The sequence below is a fragment of the Streptomyces sp. R35 genome (assembly GCF_041053035.1).
Taxonomy (GTDB): domain Bacteria; phylum Actinomycetota; class Actinomycetes; order Streptomycetales; family Streptomycetaceae; genus Streptomyces; species Streptomyces lutosisoli.
The window spans coordinates 5,524,972-5,551,260 of the sequence record NZ_CP163440.1 but is presented as its reverse complement, the minus strand read 5'-3'; the positions used below and the strand labels follow the sequence as shown (position 1 = coordinate 5,551,260).

Genomic DNA, 26,289 nt, shown 5'->3' with positions numbered 1-26,289 from the left:
TCCATCCCGTGACGGAAGGCACCACCTCCGCCGCCGCTGAGGGCGACACCCTGACCCGCCTTGAGCAGGAAGGCGAGATCGCGGCGGACTACCTCGAGGGTCTGCTGGACATCGCCGATCTCGACGGCGACATCGACATGGACGTCGAGGCCGACCGCGCGGCTGTCTCGATCGTCAGCGACGCCGGCAGCCGCGATCTGCAGAAGCTGGTCGGCCGGGACGGCGAGGTGCTGGAGGCCCTTCAGGAGCTCACCCGCCTGGCCGTGCACCGGGAGACCGGGGACCGCAGCCGGCTGATGCTGGACATCGCGGGCTACCGCGCCAAGAAGCGCGAGGAGCTCTCGGAGCTGGGCGCCAAGGCCGCGGCCGAGGTCAAGAGCTCCGGCGAGCCCGTGAAGATGAAGCCGATGACGCCCTTCGAGCGCAAGGTGGTCCACGACGCGGTCAAGGCCGCAGGCCTGCGCAGCGAGTCCGAGGGCGAGGAGCCGCAGCGCTTCGTCGTCGTGCTTCCCGCCTGATCGGTACGTACGTTTCTCCGGCCCCGTCTGTTGCGCAGACGGGGCCGAAGTTTGTCAGCCTGTAGTCCCCGACAGCTGGTAGTCACCGGTAGCTGTGGTAGTCCCCGGACAGCTGTGGTCCCGGCAGCTGTAGTCCCTGATAGTCCTGGAAGTCAGCGCTCAGTGCGCTTATGCGGTACGGAAGGACGGTCCCCCGTGACGGAGGCAGCGGAGCTTCCCCCTGCGCCCGAGCAGGCGCGCGAGGTATTCGGCGATCGCTTCGCGGACGCGGTCCGGTACGCGGAGCTGCTGGCCGAGACGGGAGTGCAGCGCGGGCTGATCGGCCCCCGTGAAGTGCCCCGCCTGTGGGAGAGGCACCTGCTGAACTGCGCCGTGCTCTCAGAGGTCGTGCCCGAGGGTGTGACCGTGTGCGACGTCGGCTCCGGCGCCGGGCTGCCCGGTATCCCGCTGGCCCTGGTCCGGGAGGACCTGAAGATCACACTGCTGGAACCGCTGCTGCGTCGGACCAACTTCCTCACCGAGGTCGTCGAGCTGCTCGGTCTCGACCATGTCACCGTCGTGCGCGGCCGCGCCGAGGAGGTCATGGGGAAGCTGCAGCCGGTCCATGTCGTGACGGCCAGGGCGGTCGCTCCCCTCGACAGGCTGGCGACGTGGGGCATCCCACTGCTTCGCCCGTACGGCGAGATGCTCGCGCTCAAGGGCGACACGGCCGAGGAGGAGCTGAAGGCCGCCGCCACGGCTCTGAGCAAGCTCGGAGCCGTGGAGACGTCCATCCTGCACGTTGGCGAGGGCGTGGTGGACCCGCTGTCGACCGTAGTGCGGGTTGAGGTCGGGGAGAGCCCTGGAGGGGTGCGCTTCGCGGCCAAGCGGGCCAAGGCGGCCCGGACGGGGCGTGCGCGCCGCCGCCGCTGATCCTGGGTGTGAGATAAATCGTGGACTCCCGGCTCCGCAGGACGGAGCCGGGAGTTTTTCGTCACTCCCGCTGATCCGTCCTGACGACGAGTCGTACTCCACACAAGCTGCCAAACCTACGCATCTCGGAGTGTCGCGCCGTAATGGCCGGGACCGCTATGCATCGTGTTTCACGTGAAACGTCGCTCATTGCTGCACGGCATCATCAGTCGCGGACGCGCCGCGGCCGAACCCCGCGACCGGAGGCCTCTCGGTTCACTCGGAGAGGGTGCGGAGTTGTCCACAGAGGTGGATTTCTCCACAGAACAACGGGCCTCGCTGGTTCACGACCCCGAAGACATGGGAGGCTCTGTTCATTGCGAGCCTGAAGTCGAGGAGAGTGAATCCTTGCGGTCCGACGCCAACATCGCGGGACCGATGACCGATCCGGTCCCCGGTCCCCGTACCGAGTCGATGGGGGAGGATGTTTCACGTGAAACACCGCCCCCGATGGACGACACTCCCATCGGTCGTGCTGCCCAACTGGCGGTGGAGGCGCTAGGTCGCGCCGGTGAGGGCCTGCCACGGCCTGCACAGACCCGCGTCATGGTGGTCGCCAACCAGAAGGGTGGGGTGGGTAAGACCACGACCACGGTCAACCTGGCTGCCTCGCTGGCGCTGCACGGTGGCCGTGTCCTGGTGATCGACCTCGACCCTCAGGGCAATGCCTCCACGGCGCTGGGTATCGACCATCACGCCGAAGTTCCATCGATCTACGACGTGTTGATCGACAGCAAGCCGCTCTCCGAAGTCGTTCAGCCGGTCCCTGATGTCGAGGGACTCTTCTGCGCTCCCGCCACGATCGATCTCGCCGGTGCGGAGATCGAGCTGGTGTCCCTGGTGGCGCGGGAAAGCCGGCTGGAACGAGCGATCCAGGCATACGAGCAGCCGCTGGACTACATCCTCATCGACTGCCCGCCATCGCTCGGCCTCCTCACGGTCAACGCGTTGGTCGCCGGTGCAGAAGTGCTCATCCCCATCCAGTGCGAGTACTACGCGCTGGAAGGCCTGGGACAGCTTCTGCGCAATGTCGACCTGGTGCGGGGGCATCTCAACCCCGACCTCCATGTCTCGACGATCCTGCTCACCATGTACGACGGCCGGACGCGCCTCGCGTCGCAGGTCGCGGACGAGGTGCGCAGTCACTTCGGCGAAGAGGTGCTGCGGACGAGCATTCCGCGCTCGGTCCGTATCTCCGAGGCTCCGAGCTATGGGCAGACGGTTCTGACTTACGATCCGGGTTCGAGCGGTGCTCTCTCGTATCTTGAGGCCGCACGGGAAATCGCCCTCCGCGGAGTCGGAGTGGCGTACGACGCACAACACGCCCACGTGGGCGCACAGAACGATCAGAACATGGTGGAGGGGATCCAGTGAGCGAGCGACGACGGGGTCTGGGGCGTGGCCTCGGCGCACTGATCCCTGCGGCTCCGACAGGGGAGAAGGCAGCTTCCTCGGGCGGTGGAGCGTCCGCCTCGCCGGCGGCTGTACCGGTGCTTACCGCCGAGCGGGGTGTGGCGGCGGCGAAGGTGGCCATGCTGCCGCCTGTTTCACATGAAACGGAGGAGCCGTCATACAACGGAGCCCTGGAGGCGCCCCCGGCGCCCGTCGGTGCTCACTTCGCCGAGCTGCCACTCGACTTCATCACCCCGAACCCGCGTCAGCCTCGTGAGGTCTTCGACGAGGACGCTCTGGCTGAGCTGGTCACCTCCATCAAGGAGGTCGGGCTTCTCCAGCCCGTCGTGGTGCGTCAGGTGGGGCCGACGCGGTACGAGCTCATCATGGGTGAGCGGCGCTTCCGGGCATGCCGTGAGGCGGGGCTAGAGGCCATTCCGGCGATCGTGCGGGCCACGGAGGACGAGAAGCTTCTTCTGGACGCGCTGCTGGAGAACCTGCACCGCGCCCAGCTGAACCCGCTGGAAGAGGCGGCCGCCTACGACCAGCTACTCAAGGACTTCAACTGCACGCACGACCAGTTGGCGGACCGGATCGGCCGGTCGCGCCCGCAGGTCTCGAACACCCTGCGTCTGCTGAAGCTCTCGCCCGCGGTGCAGCGTCGCGTTGCTGCCGGAGTCCTTTCCGCGGGGCATGCGCGAGCTCTGCTCTCCGTGGAGGACTCGGAGGAGCAGGACCGGCTGGCTCACCGCATCGTGGCCGAGGGGCTTTCGGTGCGGGCCGTCGAGGAGATCGTCACCCTCATGGGATCGCGGCCGCAGACCGCCCCGCGCTCCAAGGGGCCGCGGGCAGGCGCTCGGCTCTCCCCGGCGCTGAGTGATCTGGCCACGCGTCTCTCGGACCGTTTCGAGACTCGGGTGAAGGTCGACCTGGGGCAGAAGAAGGGCAAGATCACCGTCGAGTTCGCCTCGATGGACGACCTTGAGCGCATCCTGGGATCCCTCGCTCCGGGTGAGGGACCAGTGCTTCAGAGGAGCCTTCTGGACGACGACTCCGACGACACGGAGGTCTGAGTCGCCCGAGGGCGGGGCGGCTCCCATCGGCCGACCATCAGAGCGGGCCGTGTCCGGTGTGTACCGGGACACGGCCCGCTCTTTGCTTTCTGGCGGTATCGACGGAATCGCATCGTGGATACGATGCGATCGGGTATGGCGCATCCACCTGGCAGCACCTTCATGGGGAGGCGGGGGCCATGCAAACCGTGACCCGTACCGGACTGGTGACCGCGGGTCTGGGCCTGGGGGCGGTCGGCGGCTTCGTCGGCAGTCTGCTCAGGGAGCGGAGCGCTCTGACAGCCGCCCGTGTTGCTGCGGGCGAAGGAAGTGAGGAACATCCTCCATGGGGCGCCGGCTCGTTCCGCTCACGCTGGACAACCTTCAGGACCTTCCCAAGCGCTGTCGCGCGTGTGTCTTCTGGGAGCTGGACCCAGTCAGCGGTGAGGCCGCGCTGAAGGCGGGCACGCCTGCACTGGAGAAGGAAGCCTGGATCTCTGCGGTCCTGCTGGACTGGGGCTCCTGCGGCCGTGTCGTTTATGTGGACGACGTGCCGGTGGGCTTCGTGCTGTACGCGCCTCCCGCTTATGTCCCCCGCTCCACCGCTTTCCCCACGAGCCCGGTGTCGCCGGACGCGGTTCAGCTGATGACCGCCTTCATCATGCCGGGTTATCAGGGGCAGGGACTCGGCCGGGTGATGGTCCAGACGGTCGCCAAGGATCTGTTGCGTCGTGGCTTCAAGGCGATCGAGGCCTTCGGGGACTCACGGTGGAAGCAGCCGGCCTGTGTGCTGCCCGCCGACCATCTGCTGGCGGTCGGCTTTAAGACGGTCCGGCCGCACCCCACCTATCCGCGACTGAGGCTGGAGCTGCGAACGACTCTCTCCTGGAAGGAAGATGTCGAGCTGGCCCTGGACCGTCTTCTCGGAGCGGTACAGAAGGAACCGGCGCTTCGCCCCCTGTAGCCGGCGCTCTACTCCCGCATGACGCCTTGTTCCCTGTATGACGCTCTGCCCCCCTCACGCGAATGGGCCAGCCCTTCCGGGCTGGCCCATTCGTGTTTCACGTGAAACATCCGCCGCGCGTGCGGCCGTCACCGACTACTCGGCGATGAAGTCCTCAAGGTCGCGGACGATCGCGGCCTTCGGCTTCGCACCGACGATGGTCTTGGCGACCTCGCCACCCTGGTAGACGTTCAGGGTCGGGATCGACATCACGCCGTACTTGGCGGCCGTGCCCGGGTTCTCGTCGATGTTGAGCTTGACGACCTCGATCTTGTCGCCGTACTCGGCGGCGATCGCCTCGAGGGACGGCGCGATCTGGCGGCACGGGCCGCACCAGGCAGCCCAGAAGTCCACCAGGACGGGCTTGTCGCTCTTGAGGACGTCGGTCTCGAAGGAATCGTCGGTCACGTTCTTCAGGGTGCCGGCCACGGCGGGCTCCTTAACTCGTTGATGCGGTGGGGCGGATGGGGGATCAGACGGTGGCAGCCGCGGCAGCGGCCTCATCCGCGAGGGCGGCGAGGAAGCGCTCGGCGTCGAGAGCGGCGGAGCAACCGGTGCCGGCCGCGGTGATCGCCTGGCGGTACGTGTGGTCGACCACGTCACCGGCGCCGAAGACACCGGTCAGGTTCGTCCGGGTCGAAGGCGCCTCGACCTTCAGGTAGCCCTCGTCGTCGAGGTCGAGCTGGCCCTTGAAGAGCTCGGTGCGCGGGTCGTGACCGATCGCGATGAACAGACCGGTCACCGGCAGTTCGGAGAGCTCGCCGGTCTTCAGGTTGCGCAGCGTCAGGCCCTCCAGCTTGGGGTTGCCCTTGATCTCGGCGACCTCGCTGTCCCAGACGAACTTGATCTTCGGGTCGGCGAACGCGCGCTCCTGCATGGCCTTCGAGGCGCGCAGGCTGTCCCGGCGGTGGACGATCGTCACGGACTTGGCGAAGCGCGAGAGGAAGGTAGCCTCCTCCATCGCGGTGTCGCCGCCGCCGATCACGGCGATGTCCTGGTCCTTGAAGAAGAAGCCGTCACAGGTCGCGCACCAGGAGACGCCACGCCCGGAGAGGGCGTCCTCGTTGGGCAGGCCGAGCTTGCGGTGCTGCGAGCCCGTCGTGACGATGACGGCCTTGGCGCGGTGCACGGTGCCCGCGGTGTCCGTGACGGTCTTGATCTCGCCCGACAGGTCGACGGCGACGACGTCGTCCGGAACCAGCTCGGCACCGAAGCGCTCGGCCTGTCCGCGCATGTTGTCCATGAGCTCGGGGCCCATGATGCCGTCCTGGAAGCCGGGGAAGTTCTCCACCTCGGTGGTGTTCATCAGCGCACCGCCTGCGGTGACGGCGCCCTCGAAGACCAACGGCTTCAGCGATGCGCGCGCGGTGTAGAGCGCTGCCGTGTAGCCGGCGGGCCCGGAGCCGATGATGATCACGTTACGGACGTCGCTCACGGCTTGATTCCTCGTCTCTGGAGACTGCTGCGTACCGGTGGAGCCTCTCTCAGTACTCTCACCCCACCCAACGGATCCTAAGGGGCTTCAATTCCCGCTGTGTCCGGGCACACGGAAGCGCGCCACCGCACAGAGATGCCATGCGGTATCCGGGGAGGAGCCCTGTGGGTGCTGACGTGCTCAGGACCGGGCGTACGACCGCGTCAGCAGCAGCTTGCCGGGGGACGCCGAGTCCTGCTTCTCGCAGGCGTCGTCGACGATGTAGGCCGTGACCTTCGTGCTGTCGGAGGCGTCGGGCTGGACGACGAGATAGACACTCGTCTCCTTGTAGGTGCCCTTCTCGGCAGCGAGGACGACTCCGCTGTTCCCGGTTCCTTGCTGGACACAGTCAGGGACGTGCACGTTGGGGGTGATCAAGGTGCCGACCCCACCGGAATCGGTCCCTGCGCCATTCGACTCGATGCTCCATGGCTTCGCGCTGCCGTTGCGGCTGCCCGTGCTCTTGTTCTTCGCGAGGAGCTCCGCGACCTGGCTCTCCAGCTTTCCCTCAGAAAAGGTGCCCTTCGAGCCGGACTCCTGCTGCGTCACCGTCTCAGGGCTCTTGCTGTCGCCGCCCATCGACTGCACGAGGATCGCGCCCAGTCCCAGAGCGGCAGCCGTGAAGACGGTGCCGAGAACGACCGCCCTGCGGCGCCCACGGCGTACCCGGTGGGCACGGCCGGGGCCGGTGGCCGCGCGAGGACGCCCCGAGGGGCGGTCCGTGGACGAAGCGGAGCCCGAGTCGGCCGACAGGACGGAGACGTCGGCGGGCGATGTTTCACGTGAAACGCTCGCGCGGTCGTCCGCCGCACCGGGTGCGTGATCGGGTGAGGTGGCACTCAACAGGGCTTCCGCGGCCAGGGCGGCATCGATGCGGCCGGCCACGTCGTCGGGCATGCGTGTCGGGCCCGGCAGCGTGCCGAGCAGACCACGGATCTCCTCGAGTGAGTCGTACACATCGGCACAGAGCACGCAGTCATCGAGATGCTGTCGCACGTCCGCGGTACGGGAAGGCGGGAGCAGACCTTCGGTGAGGTCGGAGATCTCCGCGACGTCCGGGTGCCCGGCCGTATCCGTCGTGGATGTCACGCTCGCCCACCTCCGCCCTTCACAGCAGCTGAATCGCTTGGCCCTGCATCATGTGGACCCGCATCGTGGGGTCCTGCTGCCGGTGGGACGGATGTCCCCTGCGTCCGGTTCCTTCCACCGCCCGACTTCTTGCCGTCCTTGCTGCTCCCGTTCTCCGTACGGAGATGGGTGAGCAGCGGGAGCAGTCTGGCTCTGCCGCGTGCACAGCGGCTCTTCACCGTGCCGGTCGGGACATCGAGGATGCGGGCCGCTTCCGCCACGGGGTAGCCCTGCATGTCCACCAGGACGAGGGCTGCCCGCTGGTCGGCCGGGAGAGTGTCCAGTGCTTGCAGGAGCTCGCGGTGCAGATCGTTGCGCTCGGCCGGTGCGGAGGCGGACTCGTGCGGTTCGAGGAGCTGCTCCAGGCGTTCGGTGTCGTCGACGGGCGATGTCTTCCTGGAGGCGGCCTTGCGGGCGCGGTCCAGACAGGCGTTCACCGTGATGCGGTGCAGCCACGTCGTGACGGCCGACTGGCCGCGGAAGGTGTGGGCGGCCCGGTAGGCGGAGACGAGCGCGTCCTGGACGGCGTCAGCGGCCTCCTCGCGGTCTCCCAGCGTCCGCAGGGCCACCGCCCACAGCCGGTCGCGGTGGCGCCGCACAAGCTCACCGAAGGCGTCAGGATCGCCCTCTACGTGACGGGTGAGGAGGTCCTGATCGCTGACATCGCCGTATGCGGTTTCATCGGCCATCGGACCCCCTCCCCTTCGTCGACGAGCGTCAGCCGCTGAACTTCACGTCCGTGATGGCTTGCTTGTAGCCCGCGCTGCTGTAACCGTCGGCGGGCGCTTTCGGCACGTCGGTGATCCACAGCAGGACGTACTGCGTCTTCACGGACTTCTTGCCCTTCACCTTCGCGGTCGTGCCGCTCGTGGTGACGGAACCGATTTCCTTCATCCCGTCGACGGACGTCGAGGGCGACAACGAGTCCGTCGCGTACAGGTGGATCGTCGTGTGGTCCCCGGGATAGCGGAGTCCTATCGACGCGGCTGAGATCTCCTGGGCCGAGCCGAGGTCGTAGACGATGCCCACGCCGGGCTTGTAGGGCGCCAGCGTCGGACCGGCGTTGTACTTCTTGGTGCGCCAGTACGTGCTGCTGTCGCCGTCGTACGTCTTGCCGACGTCCTCGGCCGCCTGGGCTTCGCCGCTCGCGACGTACTCCTGCGCGTTCTGGATCTTGAGCTGCTTGACCGGCTCGGTCTTGTCGCTGTTCTTGTCGTTGCCGTCGGTCGTCTGCGTCTGCTTCGTGTCGTCGGACTTGTTGTCCTGGTCCATGAGAGCGTCCGCGAGCTGCCAACTGCCCAGGCCCAGCGCGGCGATGAGGAGAGCCGACACGGCCCACTTGAGGGCCTTGCCGGTACGGCTCTGCAGCGGGGGCGGCGGAGTGGGCACGGGCTGAGTGACCCCCGGACGCGGCGCCGGACGGCCGTACGAGCCCTGCTGATACGTCGTGCGCTGGTACTCCGGCGGGGCGGTGAACACCGGCTCCGGCGGACGGATGCGGGGCATCTCGCTGACCGCCTTCACCAGTTCCTCCGGCGTGGTGCACGGGGATTCATGGCGGGAGGCGGTCGCGCCGTCGTTGGCGAGGGCGCGCATGGCGAGCTCGGACAGGCCCCGGTGGACGCCGGCGCGAACCTGGTCGGGGGCGATGAGGCCGACGCCCTTGGGCAGCCCGGACAGGCCGTACGCGTCATTGTTGTAGGGCCAGCGCTGGGTGAGCGCGGCGTACAGGAGCGCGCCGATCGCCTCAGTGTCGGTGCGCTGCGGGGTGTCGGAACTGATGCCGCGCAGCGCGGCGTTCACGGCGAGCCCGCGGATGCGCCACTGGCCGGACGAGGTGCGCAGCACGGCGCCAGGGGTCAGCCGCAGATGCGCGAGGCCCTCGCGGTGCGCGGCGGCCATCGCCTGGGAGACCTGGCTCACCATCTGGTAGGCCTCGTGCACCTCCAGCGGGCCCGAGGCCAGAAGCGTCGTCAGCTCCGTGGCGTCCGGCAGCCACTCGTGCACCACGTAGACGAGGTCGTTCTCCTCGACCGCGTCCAGGACCTGGACGAAGCGGGGATCGCCCAGCAAGGCGGAGGAACGGGCCGCCGCCAGTACGGAGCGGGCCCGTGGATGGTCGGCGGGCAGCAGGTGCACACCGACGGCGCGGCGGAGTTTCTCGTCCATCGCACGCCAACTGCTGAAACCGTCCAGACGGGTGACGCACTCCTCGAGGCGATACCGTCTGGCGAGCTTGTGGCCGCTGTGCAACTCGGGCGGTGAGGCCTTTCCGGGACTCTCGGTCCCGCCGCTCCCCTGTGCCTCTTCGCTCTCCGTGTCCCGCTCCCGGTTCTGGGCCACCCCGTCGGCCGTGGACTGGTCCGCCTTGGCGGTCAGCGGCTCGTCACCGCTGTTGTCTGCCACGTCGACGGCAGCCGTGCTCCGTTCCGCCACCGTCGTCCCTGCCTCCCCATCCGTTGCGCGCTGTCCGACGCAGAAACCAATTGTGCCCACAGTCCGGCGCTATGCACGACACACGGCGACGGACGATGGTTGTGCGCGTACCCCCGCCTCAGCGCCCGAAGCGCCCGCGGACCATTCCGACCATTGAGTTGAGCTCCACGATGCGCATTTTGCGTGCGGCGACGTAGAACACACCGAGCAGGGCGATCGAGCCGACCAGGAGTGCCGCGATCGAGCCGAGCGCCCCGTGTCCGAGGGCCTGGGTGATCGCGAATCCGACCGCGCCGCCCACCACGGCGCCAGGGATGGCAGCGAGGCAGAGACGCGCGTATGTGCGCATGACACGCGCACCGTCCAGGTCGCCGCCGAGCCGGTTGCGGAGCCGCTTCCAGGCCACTCCGACACCCACGGCGTAGGCCAGCCCGTACGACCCGGCCATGCCGACGACCGCCCACTGCGCCGGAAGGATCATGTAGCACACGGCCGAGGCGGCGGCGTTGACCGCGGCCACGATGACCGTGTTGTAGAAGGGGGTGCGGGTGTCCTCGTAGGCGTAGAAGCCGCGCAGTACGACGTACTGCACGGAGAACGGGATCAGGCCGAGGCCGAAGGCCATCAGGACATAGCCCTGGGCCTGGGCGGACTCGATTCCGCTGGAGCCGAAGAGCAGGGTGCACATCGGGATACCGAGGGCCACGAACATGAAGGCCACGGGGACGATCGCGACGGCCGAGGTACGCAGCCCCTGCGAGATGTCGTCGCGGACCGCGCCGGGGTCGCCGTCGTGGGCCGCGCGCGAGATCCGGGGCAGCATCGCGGCCATGACCGAGACCGTGATGATCGCCTGCGGCATGCCCCAGATGAGCTGTGCGTTGGAGTAGGCCAGGATGCCCGCGCCGCTCTTGCCGTAGGCCTTGCCCGCGGCGGTCGCTAGCTGGGTGACGACCAGGACGCCCGCCTGGTTGGCGAGGACGAAGAGCACGGTCCACTTGGCCAGTGCGACGGCCTTTCCGAGGCCGTGCCCTCTCCAGTCGAACCGCAGTCGGAAGCGGAAGCCGGTCTCGCGCAGGTACGGAACCATCGCCACGGCCTGTACGACCAGGCCGAGCAGGGTGCCGATGCCCAGGAGACGGACACCGTCGGCCGGGATGTTGTGCACCGTCATGCCGGAGTCCGCGGCCGTTCCGTAGACCCAGAGGAACAGGCCGAAGGTGGCGATCATGACGATGTTGTTGAGGACCGGAGTCCACATCATCGCGCCGAACTTCCCGCGGGCGTTGAGGATCTGGCCCATCACCACGTGGATGCCCATGAAGAAGATCGTGGGCAGGCAGTAGCGGGCGAAGGTGACGGCGACGTTGTTCGCCGGCGGGTCGCTGGCGATGGCATGCGACATCAACTGGATCAGCAGCGGCGCCGCGAAGACGACGATCGTGACGATCACGCCGAGGGCGACCATGACGAGGGTCAGGAGGCGGTTGGCGTAGGCCTCACCGCCGTCCTCGTCCTCCTTCATGGACCGCACCAACTGCGGCACGAACACGGAGTTGAGGCCGCCGCCGACGGTCAGGATGTAGATCATCGTCGGCAGCGTGTAGGCAACGCCCCAGACGTCGCCGAGGGTCGCGGCGCCCAGAGCAGCCGTGATGATCATGGTCCGGACGAACCCGGTGAGCCGGGACACCAGTGTGCCCGCCGCCATCACCGCGCTCGACTTCAGCAGACCCGACGCGCGTCCGCCCGACTTCTTCGCGGCAGGCGCGGGTGCGGGCGCCGAGGGCTGCGCGGTGGCCGGAGCCGGTTCAGGAGCCGGCGACGGTACCGCGTGCCGGCCGACGGGGGGACGGGCGCCGCCCTGCTGCTGGTCGCGGAAGAGATGGGCGAAGGCGTCGGGTTCGTGGCGCTCCTCGCCGGACTGGGTGACCAGGTCGTCGACGCCCACGAACTGGGTGGTGCGCGCGTCCTCGCCGTACGGAAGGTGCCGCGTCGGGCCGGCCGGTTCCGGAGGGGGCGTCTGGGCCCACACACGCGGGTCGGGGGCGTACTGCGGCGTGGGCGGCTGGGCGTAGAGCGGCTGCTGCGGGTAGAACGCGCCGGGGGGCGGCGGGGGGTGCGCGGCACGGTCGTAGAGCGCCTCGGTCACCGGGTCCTGGGCGGAGAGGTCCTGCGCCCGGTAGGGATCCTGGTCGTAGGCGTCCTGGAAGTACATGTCCGCGGCGGGACCGGCCGGCATCTGGCCGTGCTCCGGCGCTTGGCCCTCGGGGTAGCCGACGTGGCCCGCGTCCTGGTCCGGGTAGCCCTCGGGGTAGCCCGAGCCGCCCGCGCCCTGGCCGCGGTCACCGTCGTACGGCGCGTTCATGGTTACCCCACCTCATCGTCCCCGGGCCCACCGGCCACGACATCGCTCAACGGTCCACTCTCTCACCCGTGCCGGACGGGCCGGTGCTTTCCGGTGCGGTGTCCGGTGTCGGGTCACTCGGGTGCTCCGGGGCGTCTGCCCCGGGCTCCGCGCCGGACTCCTCTTCGGGACCGTTCTCGGAGTCTTCGGTGTCCTCAGTGTCTACGGTGCCGTCCGCGTCCTTGTTCACGCCCTCGGCCTCGGGACCGTCCTCCGGCTCCTCCTCGGCCTGTCGGGCGGCGGCGCGCTTGCGCTGCGTGTACATCCGGAAGCCGGCGAGCACGAGCAGCAGGACGCCACCGCCGATGACCAGCATCACCGTCGGGGTGATCTCGGTGACCTTCACCTCGAAGGTGACCTCGGGACCGTATGCCTGGCCGTCCTCCGTGTACAGCTGGGCGACGACCTTCACCGGGCCGTTGGCCTCGGCGGAGGTGGTGAACTTCACCGACTGGCTGTGCTCGCCCGCGACCTGGATCTGCTGTTCCTGGTAGGGGCCGTTGCCGATCTTGAGGCGGGTGGGCTGGCGCGAGGTGAGGCGCAGCACCAGATGGTCGACGCCCTGTACGAGGTTGTTCTGCACGGTCACGGGGATCGTGGCGCTGCGCCCGGACAGCTTCGCGTCGGATTTGTCGATCAGCCGGACCAGGCCGGTGAGGTCGCTGAGATACGAATCCACGCCCTTGCGGAAGGTCTCCGCCTCGGAGGCACGGCCCCGCCAGGACGTGGACATCCCGCGGTCTATGGCCCGACCGAACGGGGTGACCACCCGAGCCTTGTCGGTGAGGATCACCTGGAAGTTGTCGAGCTTGCTCTGCGTGGTCTGGATCTGCTCGAAGGCGGATCGCGGCAGCTCCTGCTTGCGCAGCGAGGACGGGTACGAGGACGCGGAGGGCACCTTTGTGGTGGCGCCCGTGTCCGGCTTGGCCTTGGCGGCCGCGGCGAGGCCCTGGGACTCCGACCAGTTCCCGTCCTGGAGGGCCCTCAGCGCCTGTGCCATCGTCTGGGCCTGGCTCGCGGACGGCATCCGCTGCGGGGCGACCACGATGCTTCGCTGCTCCTCCGACTCCTGCAGGTTGATCATCAGGCTCTGGGCGAGGAATTCCTGCACGGCGAGCGTGGAGTTGTCGGCCTTCGTCATGTCGCCCTGGAACGCGGTCGACAGCCGGGCGTCCGCGACCACCGCCGTCGTTCCGCCGCCGATGGGGCGGGCCGCGCTCGGTGTGTACGGCAGTCCGCCCGTCTCGCGCAGGCTGTCGCTGCGGGCGATCACCTTGTCGGCGCCGGCCGAGGTGGCCACCTTGACGATCGACGGGTCGACGGCGCCGTCAGCGGGCCAGGCGAACTCGGTGCTCGGCTTCACATGAAGGATCGTCTCCACCGTGCTGGAGGCCACATCGGTGGCGTCCTTGAGGTGGCTCAGGGAACCGGTGACGTCCTTGCCGTTGTGGGCCAGCGATGCCAGATCGGGGTCGGCGAAGGGGAGGGCGACGACCTTCTTGTCCTGGACCGTCTTCTCCAGCTTGTCGAGCCAGGCCTTGGCGACCGCCTGGTTCTTGCCCGCCGTGGTGGTGCCGTTCTCGCCCTGGATCCGGTAGCTGTCCCTCCTCATCGCGTCGACGGACGCCAGCAGGTCCGGGTCGAGGACCCAGGTGACGTCGAGATCGCTGCCCAGGGACAGGAGCTGGTCCAAGCGCCCGCCCGGGGAGATCTCCTTGGCCAGGTCGTCGTTCTTGAAGACGGGCGTCTGTGCCTCGTCCGAGCCGGTCTCCGCCGTGAGGTGGACCGTGGAGATGAGCGGCCAGAGGTATGTCGTCTTCGTCTTCGTGCCCGCCTCGTCGGGCTGCCAGGGCAGGAACGTCCGCTGGATGCCGAGCACCTGGTCCCACTGCTGGGCGGCCGTACGGCCCGTCAGTGAGACAGCGAGCTGGTAGACCCCGTCGGAGCCGAGGTCCAGCTCCTTGACGGGCACCGAGATGCTGAAGTGCTGCGAGACGCCCGCGGCGAGCTTGGAGAACTTCACGGTGTACTTGCCGCCGACCTCGAAGGGATCGAGGCCCAGCTGGAACCCGGTGCGCTTCGCGGCGGTGTCGATGGCGGAGCGAGTGTTCAGGGACGGTCCCACGCGCAGACCCACATGGGCATCCGTGACGGCCTGCTTGCCGTTGTTGGTGACCGAGCCGGAGACGGTCAGGGTGTCGCCGTCGGTGGGGGCGCTGGGGCTGAGCGAGTCGAGGGAGACGTCAACCGTGCTGGACCCGGTGGCCTCGGCCGCGGAGGTCTTCTCCGCGGCGGACGCGGACGTGCTGATGGGCAGCTGGAGCAGCCCGGCCAGCAGGGGTGCCCCAGCCAGCAGTGCTCCGCTGCGCCGGAGCCACCGGCGGGCAGGTGAGGGACTCATCCCCTGGAAGTCTGCCGCCTCGGCCACGCGCTCGCCCGTCCCTCGTCGTCGTCAGTGGTCGTCGGAATGTGCGTCCACGCATGGTAACGATGCGCGCGGAGGGTAAGTGCCGCGGAGTGCACCACAAGATCGGCGGACAGGGCCGACTGTCCTGTATATGTGCGTATTGATGCCATCAGAAATTGGGGCTGCCTGTGCACGTTTTATGGAGGAGCCCGCAGGTGCCTCGGCCACGTACCCTTTTCTGTTGTGCCGAACGCCAACGAAGACAACCCCAGTGCCCTGAGTCAGGTGCAGCACCGCGCGGTGAGTGAACTGCTGCGGGTGTCGCCTGTTGCCGACGACCTCGCCCGCCGTTTCCAGGAGGCCGGGTTCTCGCTCGCCCTGGTCGGCGGCTCGGTCCGGGACGCGCTCCTTGGCCGACTCGGCAATGACCTGGACTTCACGACCGACGCCCGCCCCGAGGACGTACTGAAGATCGTGCGGCCCTGGGCGGACGCCGTCTGGGAGGTCGGGATCGCCTTCGGTACGGTGGGCGCGCAGAAGGACGCCCGCGTGGACGACGTACAGCAGTCGTTCCAGATCGAGGTCACGACGTACCGCTCCGAGGCGTACGACCGGACCTCGCGCAAGCCTGAGGTGTCCTACGGCGACTCCATCGAGCAAGATCTCGTGCGCCGGGACTTCACGGTGAACGCGATGGCCGTCGCGCTGCCGGAGAAAGAGTTCATCGACCCGTACGGCGGCCTCGGCGACCTGTCCGCTCGGATTCTGCGGACCCCGGGCACCCCCGAGGAGTCGTTCTCCGACGATCCGCTGCGGATGATGCGTGCCGCCCGGTTCGCCGCGCAGCTCGACTTCGAGGTGGCCCCCGAGGTCATCGCCGCGATGACGGACATGGCCGGGCGCATCGAGATCGTTTCGGCCGAGCGGGTTCGGGACGAGCTGAACAAGCTGATCCTGTCCGCGCACCCGCGCGAGGGCCTGACGCTGCTCGTCGACACCGGGCTGGCCGACCATGTGCTGCCGGAGCTTCCCGCGCTCCGACTGGAGCGTGACGAGCACCACCGGCACAAGGACGTATACGACCACACGCTGATCGTCCTGGAGCAGGCGATGGCGCTTGAGGAGGCCGGTCCCGACCTGACCCTCCGGCTCGCCGCGCTGCTGCATGACATCGGCAAGCCGCGGACGCGTCGCTTCGAGAAGGACGGGCGGGTCTCCTTCCACCACCACGAGGTGGTGGGCGCGAAGATGACCAAGAAGCGGATGACGGCGCTCAAGTACTCCAATGATCTGGTGAAGGACGTCTCACGTCTGGTCGAACTTCACCTGCGTTTTCACGGGTACGGCACCGGCGAGTGGACGGACTCCGCGGTCCGTCGCTACGTACGTGACGCGGGCCCGCTCCTCGACCGCCTCCACAAGCTGACCCGCTCCGACTGCACCACGCGGAACAAGCGCAGGGCGACCGCGCTCTCCCGCGCGTACGACGGCCTGGAGGAGCGCATCGACCAGCTCAAGGAGCAGGAAGAGCTCGACGCGATCCGCCCCGACCTCGACGGCAACCAGATCATGGAGATCCTGGGCATCAGCCCCGGTCCGGCGATCGGCCAGGCGTACAAGTTCCTGCTGGAGCTGCGTCTGGAGAACGGGCCCATGGAGCACGACGCCGCGGTGGCGGCGCTCAAGGAGTGGTGGGCCGAGCAGGTCTGAGGTTCGTGGAACGGGGTCATGTTTCACGTGAAACATGACCCCGGGCGACACGAAGGGGCGGTGTTTCACGTGAAACACCGCCCCTTCGCACATCCAGCTGTGCGGGTTACTTGTTGTCCCCCAGGCAGAGCGTGAAGGACTCGCCCGTCTCCTTCCAGGTCAGCGTCGCCGTCGTGCCCGTGACGCTCTCGCAGGTCAGCGAAGGCAGCGACGCGCCGTCAGCCTTCTTGAGGACCTTGTGCGTGGCCTTCGAGTCGGTGCAGTCGACCTGGACCACGTCCGGGTCGTTCGAGGTTCCCTTGTTGTACAGGCAGTCGCCCACGGCCAGCTTCTTGGCGTCCTCGCCGTCCTTGTTGAGCAACCAGCCGCCCACGATGATGCTGAGGCCTGCGATGGCCACGACTATGCGCAGGTACTGCCTGACGCTGCGCTTCGGCCGCTGCGGCGGGACCGGGGCGTACGGGGCGCCCTGCTGCGGGAAGCCGGGCTGGCCGGGCTGCTGGGGGTAGCCCGGCTGCTGCGGGTAACCCTGGGGCGGCTGCTGGCCGTACGGGGCCTGACCCTGGGGCGGCTGGCCCTGGGCGAACGGGTTCTGGCCCTGGGGCGGCGGAGTGGTCACTTGGGGGTCCCCCTAGAACGTAGGCGCGTGACGCGAAGACGCGAATAAGACGCACGTAAGCTATCGGGACCCTGTGACAACGCAGTAGTCAGGAGGGGCTCTGTGGCACTGATGTGACACTTACTGCAGTTCAAAGCGGGCCATAGCGATAGCAATTGCCGCGTAGAGCGCCGCCACCGTGACGACGAGGGAAACCGAGCGTCCGTCAGGAGGCAGTATCAGAGCGGCTACTGCGGCCGCGCCGACGAACGCGACGTTGAACAGGACGTCGTAAACGGAGAAGATCCGGCCGCGGAAGCCGTCGTCGACCGAGGACTGGATGATCGTGTCCGTGGCGATCTTCGCGCCCTGTGTCGTCAGCCCCAGGACGAAGGCGGCGACCAGCATGGGGGCAGCGGCGAACGGCAGGCCGAGCGCGGGCTCCAGGATCGCGGCGGCGCCCGCGCAGGTGACGATCCAGCCGCCGGGCCCCAGCCTGCCCACCGCCCAGGGCGTCACCACGGCCGCCACGAAGAAGCCCGCCCCGGAGACACCGACGGCCAGCCCCAGCAGCGCGAGTCCGTTGTCCGAACCCGGCTCGGGTGCCCAGGCGTACCGGCAGAGCATCAGCACCATGACGGTCAGAGCGCCGTAGCAGAAGCGCATCAGCGTCATCGCCAGCAGCGCCCAGACCGCCTCCCGCCGTGCGGGCTCGGCCAGATGACGTACGCCCGCCGCCAGGCCGCGTGCGGTGCCGACGAGCGCCTTGGCCAGATGCGGCTGCGTCAACTGCTGGTCGGGGCCGAGCAGTTCCGGGGCGATGCGCAGGGAGGCGAGCGCCGCGCAGAGGTACAGGGCCGCCCCTACGAGGACGACCGCCGCGTCGGAGTCCGAGGCGACCAGCCGTACGACGAACGCGAGACCTCCGCCCAGGGTCGCGGCGAGTGTTCCGGCGGTCGGCGACAGGGAGTTGGCCATCACCAGGCGGTCCGAGTCGACGACGCGGGGCAGCGCGGCCGAAAGGCCGGCGAGGACGAAGCGATTGACCGCGGTGACGCACAGTGCGGAGGCGTAGAAGAGCCAGTCGGGCACGTGGCTCAGCATCAGAACGGCCGTCGCACACGCCAGCGCGGTCCGCAGCAGGTTGCCGTACAGGAAGACCTGGCGGCGCCGCCAGCGGTCCAGCAGGACGCCGGCGAAGGGGCCGATGAGGGAGTACGGGAGCAGCAGCACCGCCATCGCGGAGGCGATCGAGGCCGCCGAGGTCTGCTTCTCCGGTGAGAAGACGACGTAGGTGGCGAGCGCGACCTGGTAGACCCCGTCGGCGCCCTGGGACAGCAGCCGTATGCCGAGCAGGCGCCTGAAGCCCTGGAAGCGCAGGAGGACGCGCAGGTCACGCACGACAGCCATGGGGCACAGCCTCACATACGTTGAGGGTCCCCGGGCGGAATGCCCGGGGACCCTCAACGACGTTCACAGAGAAGTGCTTAGACGCACGGCTCCCTGTCTCGTCAGCGCTCGACCTCGCCCTTGATGAACTTCTCGACGTTCTCGAAGGCCTCGTCGTCGAAGTACTGGACCGGCGGGGACTTCATGAAGTACGAGGACGCGGAGAGGATCGGGCCGCCGATGCCGCGGTCCTTGGCGATCTTCGCGGCGCGCACGGCGTCGATGATGACACCCGCGGAGTTCGGGGAGTCCCACACCTCGAGCTTGTACTCGAGGTTCAGCGGGACGTCGCCGAAGGCGCGGCCCTCGAGGCGGACGTACGCCCACTTGCGGTCGTCGAGCCACTGCACGTAGTCCGACGGGCCGATGTGGACGTTCTTCTCGCCCAGGTCGCGGTCCGGGATCTGCGAGGTGACGGCCTGCGTCTTCGAGATCTTCTTGGACTCGAGGCGGTCGCGCTCCAGCATGTTCTTGAAGTCCATGTTGCCGCCGACGTTGAGCTGCATGGTGCGCTCAAGACGGACACCGCGGTCCTCGAACAGCTTCGCCATCACACGGTGCGTGATGGTCGCGCCGACCTGCGACTTGATGTCGTCGCCGACGATCGGGACGCCGGCCTCGGTGAACTTGTCCGCCCACTCCTTGGTGCCGGCGATGAAGACCGGGAGGGCGTTGACGAAGGCGACCTTGGCGTCGATGGCGCACTGGGCGTAGAACTTCGCCGCGTCCTCGGAACCGACGGGCAGGTAGCAGACGAGGACGTCGACCTGCTTGTCCTTGAGGATCTGGACGACGTCGACCGGGGCCTCGGGGGACTCCTCGATGGTCATGCGGTAGTACTTGCCGAGACCGTCGAGGGTGTGACCGCGCTGGACCGTGACGCCCTTGTTCGGGACGTCGCAGATCTTGATGGTGTTGTTCTCGCTGGCGCCGATGGCGTCCGAGAGGTCGAGGCCGACCTTCTTGGCGTCGACGTCGAAGGCGGCGACGAACTCGACGTCACCGACGTGGTAGTCGCCGAACTGGACGTGCATCAGACCGGGCACCTTGGCCGCCGGGTCGGCGTCCTTGTAGTACTCGACGCCCTGCACCAGCGAGGCGGCGCAGTTGCCCACGCCGACGATGGCTACGCGAACCGAACCCATTCCGATTGCTCCCTGTATGTACGTAGTGAAACCCCGACGGGTCTCACCTGGTGGTGTCGTCGGACGGATCCGGCCGGGTGCTGTCCCGGTGCCGGGGCAGGCCGCCCGTCTCTCCAGATGTGTTGTCCTGCTGAGCGGAGCCTTCGGGGGCGGAACCCTTGACGTCCCGTCCCGCTCGCTCGCTCTCGATGAGCTCGTTCAGCCAGCGCACTTCGCGCTCCACGGACTCCATTCCGTGGCGCTGGAGCTCAAGGGTGTAGTCGTCGAGGCGCTCCCGGGTGCGCGCCAGTGAGGCGCGCATCTTCTCCAGGCGCTCCTCGAGCCGACTGCGGCGGCCCTCCAGTACGCGCATGCGTACGTCGCGTGACGTCTGCCCGAAGAACGCGAAGCGGGCGGCGAAGTGCTCGTCCTCGTACGCGTCGGGACCCGTCTGCGAGAGCAGCTCCTCGAAGTGCTCTTTTCCTTCCGCCGTCAATCGGTAGACGATCTTGGCGCGACGCCCCGCGAGTGGAGCTGCGAGGGTGTCCTCGGGTGTGGAACCCGATTCCTCGATCAACCAGCCGTTGGCGACCAGCGTCTTGAGGCAGGGGTAGAGCGTCCCGTAGCTGAAGGCACGGAACACACCCAGTGACGTATTGAGTCGTTTGCGCAGCTCATAGCCGTGCATCGGGGACTCGCGGAGCAGGCCGAGTACGGCGAACTCGAGGATCCCGGAACGCCGGCTCATCGTCGCCTCCTCCCTGTCGCTGCCTCGTCGGCACGGTCTTTATGCCGTGCTGATGTATCGACTCGATACATCAGCACGATAGAACGGTCATGCGGATGCGACAAGTGGGGTCACGGTGAACGGCGTCACATCACCGATTCATACGAAGCGAGTTGCCTGATTTGGGGTGAACTTCGGAGCTAGGTGGGTTTTGACGGTGCGTAGTCTGTGCGGCATGCACACCACCGGGAACCAAGTGACGCCTGGGGGGCGTCATCGTCCTCGGTGCAGTACGGGTGAATGCGTAAACGACCGCATCCGTACTTCGGGGGGACCGGAAACCAGCTGCCGTTTCCAGGCGCGCACGGGTGCGCCTGCCCGAGGAGTAATCGTTCGATGAGCGAGCACCGTCGCAAAACGCCGCAGGCACAGGGCGGCGGACGTGCCGCGGCCCGACGCGGCCAGCCCGGCCCGTCCGAAGGCCGCCGCGCGGCACCGCGTGGCGCCACCGAGTCTCCTTCCGACTCCTATGACTCGGGGGGTGAGGAGCGCCCGTACGGTGGCCGTGCCGAGGCCCGACGGGCGGCGCAGAGAGGCAGTAGTAGTAGCGGCGGCCGGCGCAGATCGGCCGACGGCGCGGGACGCGGCGGCCCCGGAGGCGGTGGCGGCCGACGTGGCGGCCCCGCGGGTCCGAACGGGCCCGGGCGCGGCCGAGGCCGTTCCGGGCCGCCCGCCAAGAAGCGGATCATCGACTACCCGCGCGCCGGCAAGTACGGCGTGGGGCGCTGGGTCCCGTCCTGGAAACTGGTGACGGGGCTGTTCATCGGCTTCTGCGGCAGCCTGGTCGCTGTGGCTGGTATCGCGTACGCGATGGTCTCGGTCCCGAAGGTCGCCGACACCGCCACGGCGCAGAACAACGTCTACTACTGGGCCGACGGCAGCGAGATGGTCGCCACCGGTGGTGAGACCAACCGCCAGATCATCAACTACGACCAGATCCCCGAAGCCATGCGGTACGCCGTCATCTCGCAGGAGAACAAGACCTTCGAGACCGACAGTGGCATCGACCCGAAGGGCATCGCCCGCGCTTTCTACAACATGGCCAAGGGCGGTCAGACGCAGGGTGGCTCGACCATCACCCAGCAGTACGTGAAGAACGCGATGCTGGACGACCAGTCACAGACGATCTCGCGGAAGTTCAAGGAGCTCTTCGTAGCGATAAAGGTCGGCGCCACGGTCAAGAAGGAAGACATCATGGCCGGCTACCTGAACTCCGCGTACTTCGGTCGCGGGGCCTACGGTATCCAGGCGGGCGCGCGCGCGTACTTCAACAAGGACGCCATCAAACTGAACCCGAGCGAGTGCGCCTTCCTGGCGGCGATGCTCAAGGGCGCCACGTACTACGACCCGGCGGGTGCGACGGAGGTCGACCCGGTGGGCGCCACACCCGCGGCCAACACGAAGCGGGCCAGGGCCCAGTGGGCGGACACCCTCACCAAGGAGGTCGAGTACGGCCACCTGAGCGCCGCGAAGCGGGCCACGTACAAGGAACTCCCCAAGTGGCAGAACCCGCGGTCGAACACCCAGCTCAGCGGCCAGATCGGCTATCTCGTCGATCTCGCCAAGGGCTATATCATCAACAACACCAAGATCACCGCGAGCCAGCTTCAGCAGGGCGGCTACTCGATCCACACGACCTTCGACAAGAAGAAGGTCGACGCGCTCAAAGACGCCGTGGACAAGGTCCGCAAGCAGAACATCAAGCCCAAGCTGCGCCCGAAGACGGACAAGTACGTTCAGTTCGGCGGGGCCTCCGTCAACCCGGCCACCGGCGCGATCGAGGCCATATACGGCGGTGAGGACGCGACCAAGCACTTCACCAACAACGCCGACCAGACCGGCGCCCAGGTGGGTTCGACGTTCAAGCCCTTCGTGCTGGCCGCCGCCATGTCGTGGGGTGTCAGGAACCCCGACGGCGATCCGGTCCAGGCGCAGGACGAGCGCACCATCGTGTCCCCGAAGAGCCTGTACAGCGGTAAGAACAAGCTCAAGATCAAGGACTACGACGGGACTATCTGGACGGACAAGAACGGCAACGAGTGGCAGCAGAAGAACGACGGCCAGCAGTCGTACAACCCGCCCAGCTACAAGATCGACCTGCGTGAGGCGATGCGTGAGTCCGTGAACTCCGCATATGTCCAGTTGGGTATGGATGTCGGCCTGGACAAGGTCAAGGCGGCCGTCATGGACGCCGGCATCCTGGAGTCGAGCCTTGCCAGCGCCAACTATCCGTCCTTCTCGCTGGGCACGTCCTCCCCGAGCGCGATCCGTATGGCCGGTGCATACGCCACGTTCGCGGCCAGCGGCAAGCAGAACAGCCCGTACTCGGTCCAGGAGATCACCAGCAAGGACGGCACGGTCTTCCGCCACAGAGAAGTCGCCAAGACCAAGCAGGCGTTCACCGCAAAGGTCGCCGACAACGTCACCGACGTCCTGAAGACCGTGGTCGAGAAGGGAACCGGTACCAACGCCCAGCTGGCCGGTCGTGAAGTGGCCGGTAAGACCGGTACCACCGACGGCAACAAGTCCGCCTGGTTCGTCGGGTACACCCCTCAGCTGTCGACGGCGATCGGCATGTACCGCATGGACGACGACGAGACCAGCAAGGATCGCCAGTTCCTCCAGATGTACGGCACGGGCGGCGAGAAGACGATTCACGGTGCCTCGTTCCCGTCCCAGATCTGGCGCGACTACATGGAGCAGGCGCTCAAGGGTGAGAAGGCGGTGGACTTCCCGACGCCCACGGACATCGGCAAGGTCCTCAATGACACCCCGAGCCCGAGCGCGACCCCCTCGCCCACCGCGAGCGCCACGGAGAGTGCTACGCCGACTCCGACGCCCAGTGAGAGCCTGACGTCTCCTTCGCCCTCGACGAGCCAGCCGTGCAACAGCTGGAAGTGTGACACCACCACTGGCGGCACGGATACGGGTGGTACGGACACCGGTGGTACGGACGGCGGAGTTACCGCCACACCAACGGAGACCACCACCAGTAGCACCAGAGGCAACGGCAACGGAGGACTCTTCGGAGGAACGAACTGATAACCGCCTCCGTGCGTGTTTCACGTGAAACATGCCGTTTCACGTGAAACAAGGGCCGCCGCACCGACCAGGTGCGGCGGCCCTCGGCGTATTCCTAGGCGCGTACGGCAGGATGTGCGGCATGCCCAGTGCAGAGACGACGCGAGCGAGCGTGCACGAGCCAGAGCTGGTACGGCCGACCAGGGAGGACGAGGTCGCCGCGAGCGGCAGTGAGCTGATCGGCGGCCCGATCGGGCGACGTGCCCTGCTCGGAACGTCCTGGTGGACGCCTGTGCGGGTTGTCGCGCTCGTCGCGATCGGCATGTTCGCCCTCGGCATGGTGCAGAAGCTGCCCTGCTACGACAGTGGCTGGTTCTTCGGTGCCAGCTCGCAGTACACGCACGCGTGCTACTCGGACATCCCGCACCTTTACCAGGGGCGCGGCTTCGCCGACGGTCTTGTGCCGTACTTCGACAAGATCCCCGGCGACATGGACTACCTCGAGTACCCGGTGCTGACCGGTGTGTTCATGGAGGTGGCGGCGTGGCTCACCCCGGGCAGCGGGAGCATCCAGGACCAGGAGCAGATCTACTGGATGGTCAACGCCGGGATGCTGATGGCGTGCGCGGCGGTCATCGCCGTATGCACCGCGCGCACCCACCGTCGACGCCCCTGGGACGGCCTTCTGGTCGCCTTCGCGCCCGCCTTCGCGCTCACGGCCACCATCAACTGGGATCTCCTCGCTGTGGCCCTGCTGGCCGCCGCGATGCTCATGTGGTCGCGGGGGCGCGCTCTGGCGTTCGGCGTGCTGATCGGGCTCGCCACGGCCGCCAAGTTCTACCCGTTCCTGGTGATGGGACCGCTCTTCCTGCTGTGCTGGCGGGCGGGCAAGTGGCGTGAGTTCGGGACAGCGCTGCTCGGCGCCGTCGGGGCCTGGCTCGCTGTGAACCTTCCGGTGATGTACCTGGCGCCGGAAGGGTGGGCGAAGTTCTACAGCTTCAGCCACGACCGCGGGGTGGACTTCGGTTCGGTCTTCCTGTTCATCTCGAACTGGCTGAAGATCGCGATCACCGCCGACACCGCGAACACGTGGGCACTGATCATGATGCTGCTCCTCTGCGTGGGCCTGACCGCCCTCACGCTCACCGCCCCGCGCCGCCCCCGCTTCGCCCAGCTCGCCTTCCTGATCGTCGCGGCCTTCATCCTCACCAACAAGGTCTACTCGCCCCAGTACGTGCTGTGGCTGGTCCCGCTCGCCGCGCTGGCCCGGCCGCGCTGGCGGGACTTCCTGATCTGGCAGGCGTGCGAGGTCGCGTACTTCCTGGGGATCTGGATGTACCTCGCGTACACGACCAGTGGGGACGCTCACAAGGGACTGCCGACCGACGGGTACCAAATCGCCATCGCCGTCCACCTGTTGGGGACGCTGTACCTGTGTGCCGTAGTCGTACGCGACATCTTCATGCCGGAACGCGACATGGTGCGCCGAGCTGGTGACGACGACCCGTCGGGCGGTGTCCTGGACGGTGCGGAGGATGTCTTCGTACTCGGTGCCGCGGCCCATCCACCGCGGCACGCGGCGCACTTCGACGGGCCGCAGGTGGAATGGGGCAGCCGGAGTGGGGCAGCCGGAGACCGTTCGCCCTGAGCGAACAGGACGTAGGGAAGCCATACAAAAGGCCGTACACGGTGTCCGTGTACGGCCTTTCGGCTGTCTCCGAGCGGGTCGAACCCAGAAGGTCAGCGTTCGACGATGCGGTCGAACTGTGTGGTGGTGTGCCGCAGATGGGCCACCAGCTCGTCGCCGACCTTCGGCTCCGTGGCGTCCGAGGGCACGAAGAGGATCGAGACCTGCATGTGCGGGGGCTCCGCGAACCAGCGCTGCTTGCCCGCCCACACGAACGGCGAAAGGTTCCGGTTGACCGTCGCGAGGCCGGCACGGGCGACGCCCTTGGCGCGCGGCATGACGCCGTGCAGGGCCTTCGGGGCCTCCAGGCCCACTCCGTGCGACGTACCGCCCGCCACGACGACGAGCCAGCCGTCCGAGGCCACCTTCTGCTGCCGGTAGCCGAAGCGGTCGCCCTTGGACACACGCGTGACGTCCAGGACGGCCCCGCGGTACTCGGTCGCCTCGTGGTCCCCCAGCCACAGCCGCGTGCCGATACGCGCGCGGAAGTGGGTCTGCGGGAACTGCTGCTGCAGCCGCGCGAGTTCCGCGGCCTTGAGATGGCTGACGAACATCGTGTGCAGCGGCAGGCGGGCCGCCCGAAGGCGGTCCATCCAGCCGATGACCTCCTCGACGGCGTCCGAGCCGTCGGTGCGGTCCAGCGGCAGGTGGATCGCGAAGCCCTCCAGCCGGACGTTCTCTATGGCGGAGTGCAGATGCGGCAGGTCCTGCTCGCTGACCCCGTGCCGCTTCATCGAGGACATCACCTCGATGACGACACGGGCGCCCACGAGGCCGTACACGCCGTCGATGGACGACACCGAGCGGATGACACGGTCGGGCAGCGGCACGGGCTCCTCGCCCCGCCTGAACGGCGTCAGGACCAGCAGATCGCCGCCGAACCAGTCCTTGATCCGGGCGGCCTCGTACGTGGTGCCGACGGCGAGGACGTCGGAGCCGAGGCGGGTGGCCTCGTCCGCGAGCCGCTCGTGGCCGAAGCCGTAGCCGTTGCCTTTGCAGACGGGGACGAGACCCGGGAACTGCTCGGACACCTGCTTGTGGTGTGCCCGCCAGCGCGCGGTGTCGACGTAGAGCGTGAGCGCCATGGCCGGTCCCGGAACCTTTCTCGTGGCTGCGGTGTATCAGAGGTATGAAAGGAAATTGTG

At 67.9% G+C, this 26,289-nt stretch carries 20 protein-coding genes; 8 read left to right on the top strand and 12 right to left on the bottom strand.

The features are described 5' to 3' along the window. Nucleotides 1-8: 8 nt before the first annotated feature. The 5 genes from AB5J50_RS25395 to AB5J50_RS25375 all read left to right on the top strand — a co-directional run bounded on the left by AB5J50_RS25395 (nucleotide 9) and on the right by AB5J50_RS25375 (nucleotide 4,877). Nucleotides 9-518: a R3H domain-containing nucleic acid-binding protein gene (locus tag AB5J50_RS25395; protein ID WP_327430084.1), complete on the top strand. Its 510-nt coding sequence runs from the start codon at nucleotides 9-11 to the stop codon at nucleotides 516-518. Nucleotides 519-713: 195 nt separating this feature from the next. Next, the gene (gene rsmG, locus AB5J50_RS25390) at nucleotides 714-1,430 is read left to right on the top strand and encodes a 16S rRNA (guanine(527)-N(7))-methyltransferase RsmG (protein ID WP_327430083.1); all 717 of its coding nucleotides are present in this window, start codon (nucleotides 714-716) and stop codon (nucleotides 1,428-1,430) included. Nucleotides 1,431-1,769: 339 nt separating this feature from the next. After that, a complete protein-coding gene (locus AB5J50_RS25385) occupies nucleotides 1,770-2,843 on the top strand; it encodes a ParA family protein (protein ID WP_327435105.1) in 1,074 nt (357 codons plus the stop codon). Next, the gene (locus AB5J50_RS25380) at nucleotides 2,840-3,934 is read left to right on the top strand and encodes a ParB/RepB/Spo0J family partition protein (protein ID WP_369260612.1); all 1,095 of its coding nucleotides are present in this window, start codon (nucleotides 2,840-2,842) and stop codon (nucleotides 3,932-3,934) included. The genes AB5J50_RS25385 and AB5J50_RS25380 overlap by 4 nt, the downstream gene beginning before the upstream one ends. A gap of 325 nt (nucleotides 3,935-4,259) precedes the next feature. Next, complete coding sequence (locus AB5J50_RS25375) at nucleotides 4,260-4,877, top strand: GNAT family N-acetyltransferase (protein ID WP_327430081.1); 618 nt, start codon at nucleotides 4,260-4,262, stop codon at nucleotides 4,875-4,877. A 135-nt stretch (nucleotides 4,878-5,012) separates the two neighbouring features. Here AB5J50_RS25375 and trxA read toward each other — a convergent pair whose 3' ends face one another. From trxA to AB5J50_RS25340, 7 genes are all read right to left on the bottom strand, one after another. Beyond that, nucleotides 5,013-5,345 carry a thioredoxin gene (trxA, locus tag AB5J50_RS25370; protein WP_327430080.1) on the bottom strand — a complete coding sequence of 111 codons (333 nt, stop codon included), beginning with the start codon at nucleotides 5,343-5,345 and terminating at the stop codon, nucleotides 5,013-5,015. A 43-nt stretch (nucleotides 5,346-5,388) separates the two neighbouring features. Continuing rightward, nucleotides 5,389-6,351, bottom strand: coding sequence for a thioredoxin-disulfide reductase (gene trxB / locus AB5J50_RS25365; protein WP_327430079.1), 963 nt, complete (start codon nucleotides 6,349-6,351; stop codon nucleotides 5,389-5,391). 180 nt (nucleotides 6,352-6,531) lie between these two features. Beyond that, nucleotides 6,532-7,479 carry a hypothetical protein gene (locus tag AB5J50_RS25360; RefSeq protein WP_369260610.1) on the bottom strand — a complete coding sequence of 316 codons (948 nt, stop codon included), beginning with the start codon at nucleotides 7,477-7,479 and terminating at the stop codon, nucleotides 6,532-6,534. Beyond that, nucleotides 7,476-8,207 carry an RNA polymerase sigma factor SigM gene (sigM, locus tag AB5J50_RS25355; RefSeq protein WP_327430077.1) on the bottom strand — a complete coding sequence of 244 codons (732 nt, stop codon included), beginning with the start codon at nucleotides 8,205-8,207 and terminating at the stop codon, nucleotides 7,476-7,478. Before sigM ends, AB5J50_RS25360 begins: the two co-directional genes overlap by 4 nt. 28 nt (nucleotides 8,208-8,235) lie before the next feature. Next, entirely contained in the window at nucleotides 8,236-9,954 is a 1,719-nt protein-coding gene (locus AB5J50_RS25350; protein WP_369260609.1) for a protein kinase family protein, read from the bottom strand. A 118-nt stretch (nucleotides 9,955-10,072) separates the two neighbouring features. Continuing rightward, the gene (gene murJ / locus AB5J50_RS25345) at nucleotides 10,073-12,322 is read right to left on the bottom strand and encodes a murein biosynthesis integral membrane protein MurJ (protein ID WP_369260608.1); all 2,250 of its coding nucleotides are present in this window, start codon (nucleotides 12,320-12,322) and stop codon (nucleotides 10,073-10,075) included. Between the two features lie 46 nt (nucleotides 12,323-12,368). Next, a complete protein-coding gene (locus AB5J50_RS25340; RefSeq protein WP_369260607.1) occupies nucleotides 12,369-14,789 on the bottom strand; it encodes a DUF6049 family protein in 2,421 nt (806 codons plus the stop codon). A gap of 222 nt (nucleotides 14,790-15,011) precedes the next feature. Here AB5J50_RS25340 and AB5J50_RS25335 point away from each other — a divergent pair, with 222 nt between their 5' ends. After that, complete coding sequence (locus AB5J50_RS25335; protein WP_369260606.1) at nucleotides 15,012-16,478, top strand: CCA tRNA nucleotidyltransferase; 1,467 nt, start codon at nucleotides 15,012-15,014, stop codon at nucleotides 16,476-16,478. Between the two features lie 106 nt (nucleotides 16,479-16,584). Here AB5J50_RS25335 and AB5J50_RS25330 read toward each other — a convergent pair whose 3' ends face one another. The 4 genes from AB5J50_RS25330 to AB5J50_RS25315 form a co-directional block, all read right to left on the bottom strand. Continuing rightward, complete coding sequence (locus AB5J50_RS25330; protein WP_369260605.1) at nucleotides 16,585-17,097, bottom strand: hypothetical protein; 513 nt, start codon at nucleotides 17,095-17,097, stop codon at nucleotides 16,585-16,587. A gap of 120 nt (nucleotides 17,098-17,217) precedes the next feature. Continuing rightward, nucleotides 17,218-18,486, bottom strand: coding sequence for an MFS transporter (locus AB5J50_RS25325; protein ID WP_369260604.1), 1,269 nt, complete (start codon nucleotides 18,484-18,486; stop codon nucleotides 17,218-17,220). A 101-nt stretch (nucleotides 18,487-18,587) separates the two neighbouring features. Beyond that, on the bottom strand, nucleotides 18,588-19,670 hold the full coding sequence (locus tag AB5J50_RS25320; protein WP_369260603.1) for an inositol-3-phosphate synthase: 1,083 nt from the start codon (nucleotides 19,668-19,670) through the stop codon (nucleotides 18,588-18,590). 43 nt (nucleotides 19,671-19,713) lie between these two features. Next, on the bottom strand, nucleotides 19,714-20,397 hold the full coding sequence (locus tag AB5J50_RS25315; protein WP_369260602.1) for a helix-turn-helix transcriptional regulator: 684 nt from the start codon (nucleotides 20,395-20,397) through the stop codon (nucleotides 19,714-19,716). Between the two features lie 375 nt (nucleotides 20,398-20,772). Here AB5J50_RS25315 and AB5J50_RS25310 point away from each other — a divergent pair, with 375 nt between their 5' ends. Then, nucleotides 20,773-23,478, top strand: a complete 2,706-nt coding sequence (locus AB5J50_RS25310) for a transglycosylase domain-containing protein (protein WP_369260601.1) — start codon at nucleotides 20,773-20,775, stop codon at nucleotides 23,476-23,478. Between the two features lie 121 nt (nucleotides 23,479-23,599). Then, nucleotides 23,600-25,105: a glycosyltransferase 87 family protein gene (locus AB5J50_RS25305; protein WP_327430066.1), complete on the top strand. Its 1,506-nt coding sequence runs from the start codon at nucleotides 23,600-23,602 to the stop codon at nucleotides 25,103-25,105. A gap of 92 nt (nucleotides 25,106-25,197) precedes the next feature. On the opposite strand, the gene AB5J50_RS25300 is transcribed toward AB5J50_RS25305, so the two are convergent. Further along, entirely contained in the window at nucleotides 25,198-26,229 is a 1,032-nt protein-coding gene (locus AB5J50_RS25300) for an alanine racemase (RefSeq protein ID WP_327430065.1), read from the bottom strand. Nucleotides 26,230-26,289 lie beyond the last annotated feature (60 nt).

Coding starts and splice junctions, on each gene's coding strand:
- AB5J50_RS25385 (WP_327435105.1), top strand. CDS start 1,770: ATGGGAGGCTCTGTTCATTGCGAGCCTGAAGTCGAGGAGAGTGAATCC.
- AB5J50_RS25375 (WP_327430081.1), top strand. CDS start 4,260: ATGGGGCGCCGGCTCGTTCCGCTCACGCTGGACAACCTTCAGGACCTT.
- sigM (WP_327430077.1), bottom strand. CDS start 8,207: ATGGCCGATGAAACCGCATACGGCGATGTCAGCGATCAGGACCTCCTC.
- murJ (WP_369260608.1), bottom strand. CDS start 12,322: ATGAACGCGCCGTACGACGGTGACCGCGGCCAGGGCGCGGGCGGCTCG.
- AB5J50_RS25325 (WP_369260604.1), bottom strand. CDS start 18,486: ATGGCTGTCGTGCGTGACCTGCGCGTCCTCCTGCGCTTCCAGGGCTTC.
- AB5J50_RS25320 (WP_369260603.1), bottom strand. CDS start 19,670: ATGGGTTCGGTTCGCGTAGCCATCGTCGGCGTGGGCAACTGCGCCGCC.
- AB5J50_RS25315 (WP_369260602.1), bottom strand. CDS start 20,397: ATGAGCCGGCGTTCCGGGATCCTCGAGTTCGCCGTACTCGGCCTGCTC.
- AB5J50_RS25310 (WP_369260601.1), top strand. CDS start 20,773: ATGAGCGAGCACCGTCGCAAAACGCCGCAGGCACAGGGCGGCGGACGT.
- AB5J50_RS25305 (WP_327430066.1), top strand. CDS start 23,600: ATGCCCAGTGCAGAGACGACGCGAGCGAGCGTGCACGAGCCAGAGCTG.
- AB5J50_RS25300 (WP_327430065.1), bottom strand. CDS start 26,229: ATGGCGCTCACGCTCTACGTCGACACCGCGCGCTGGCGGGCACACCAC.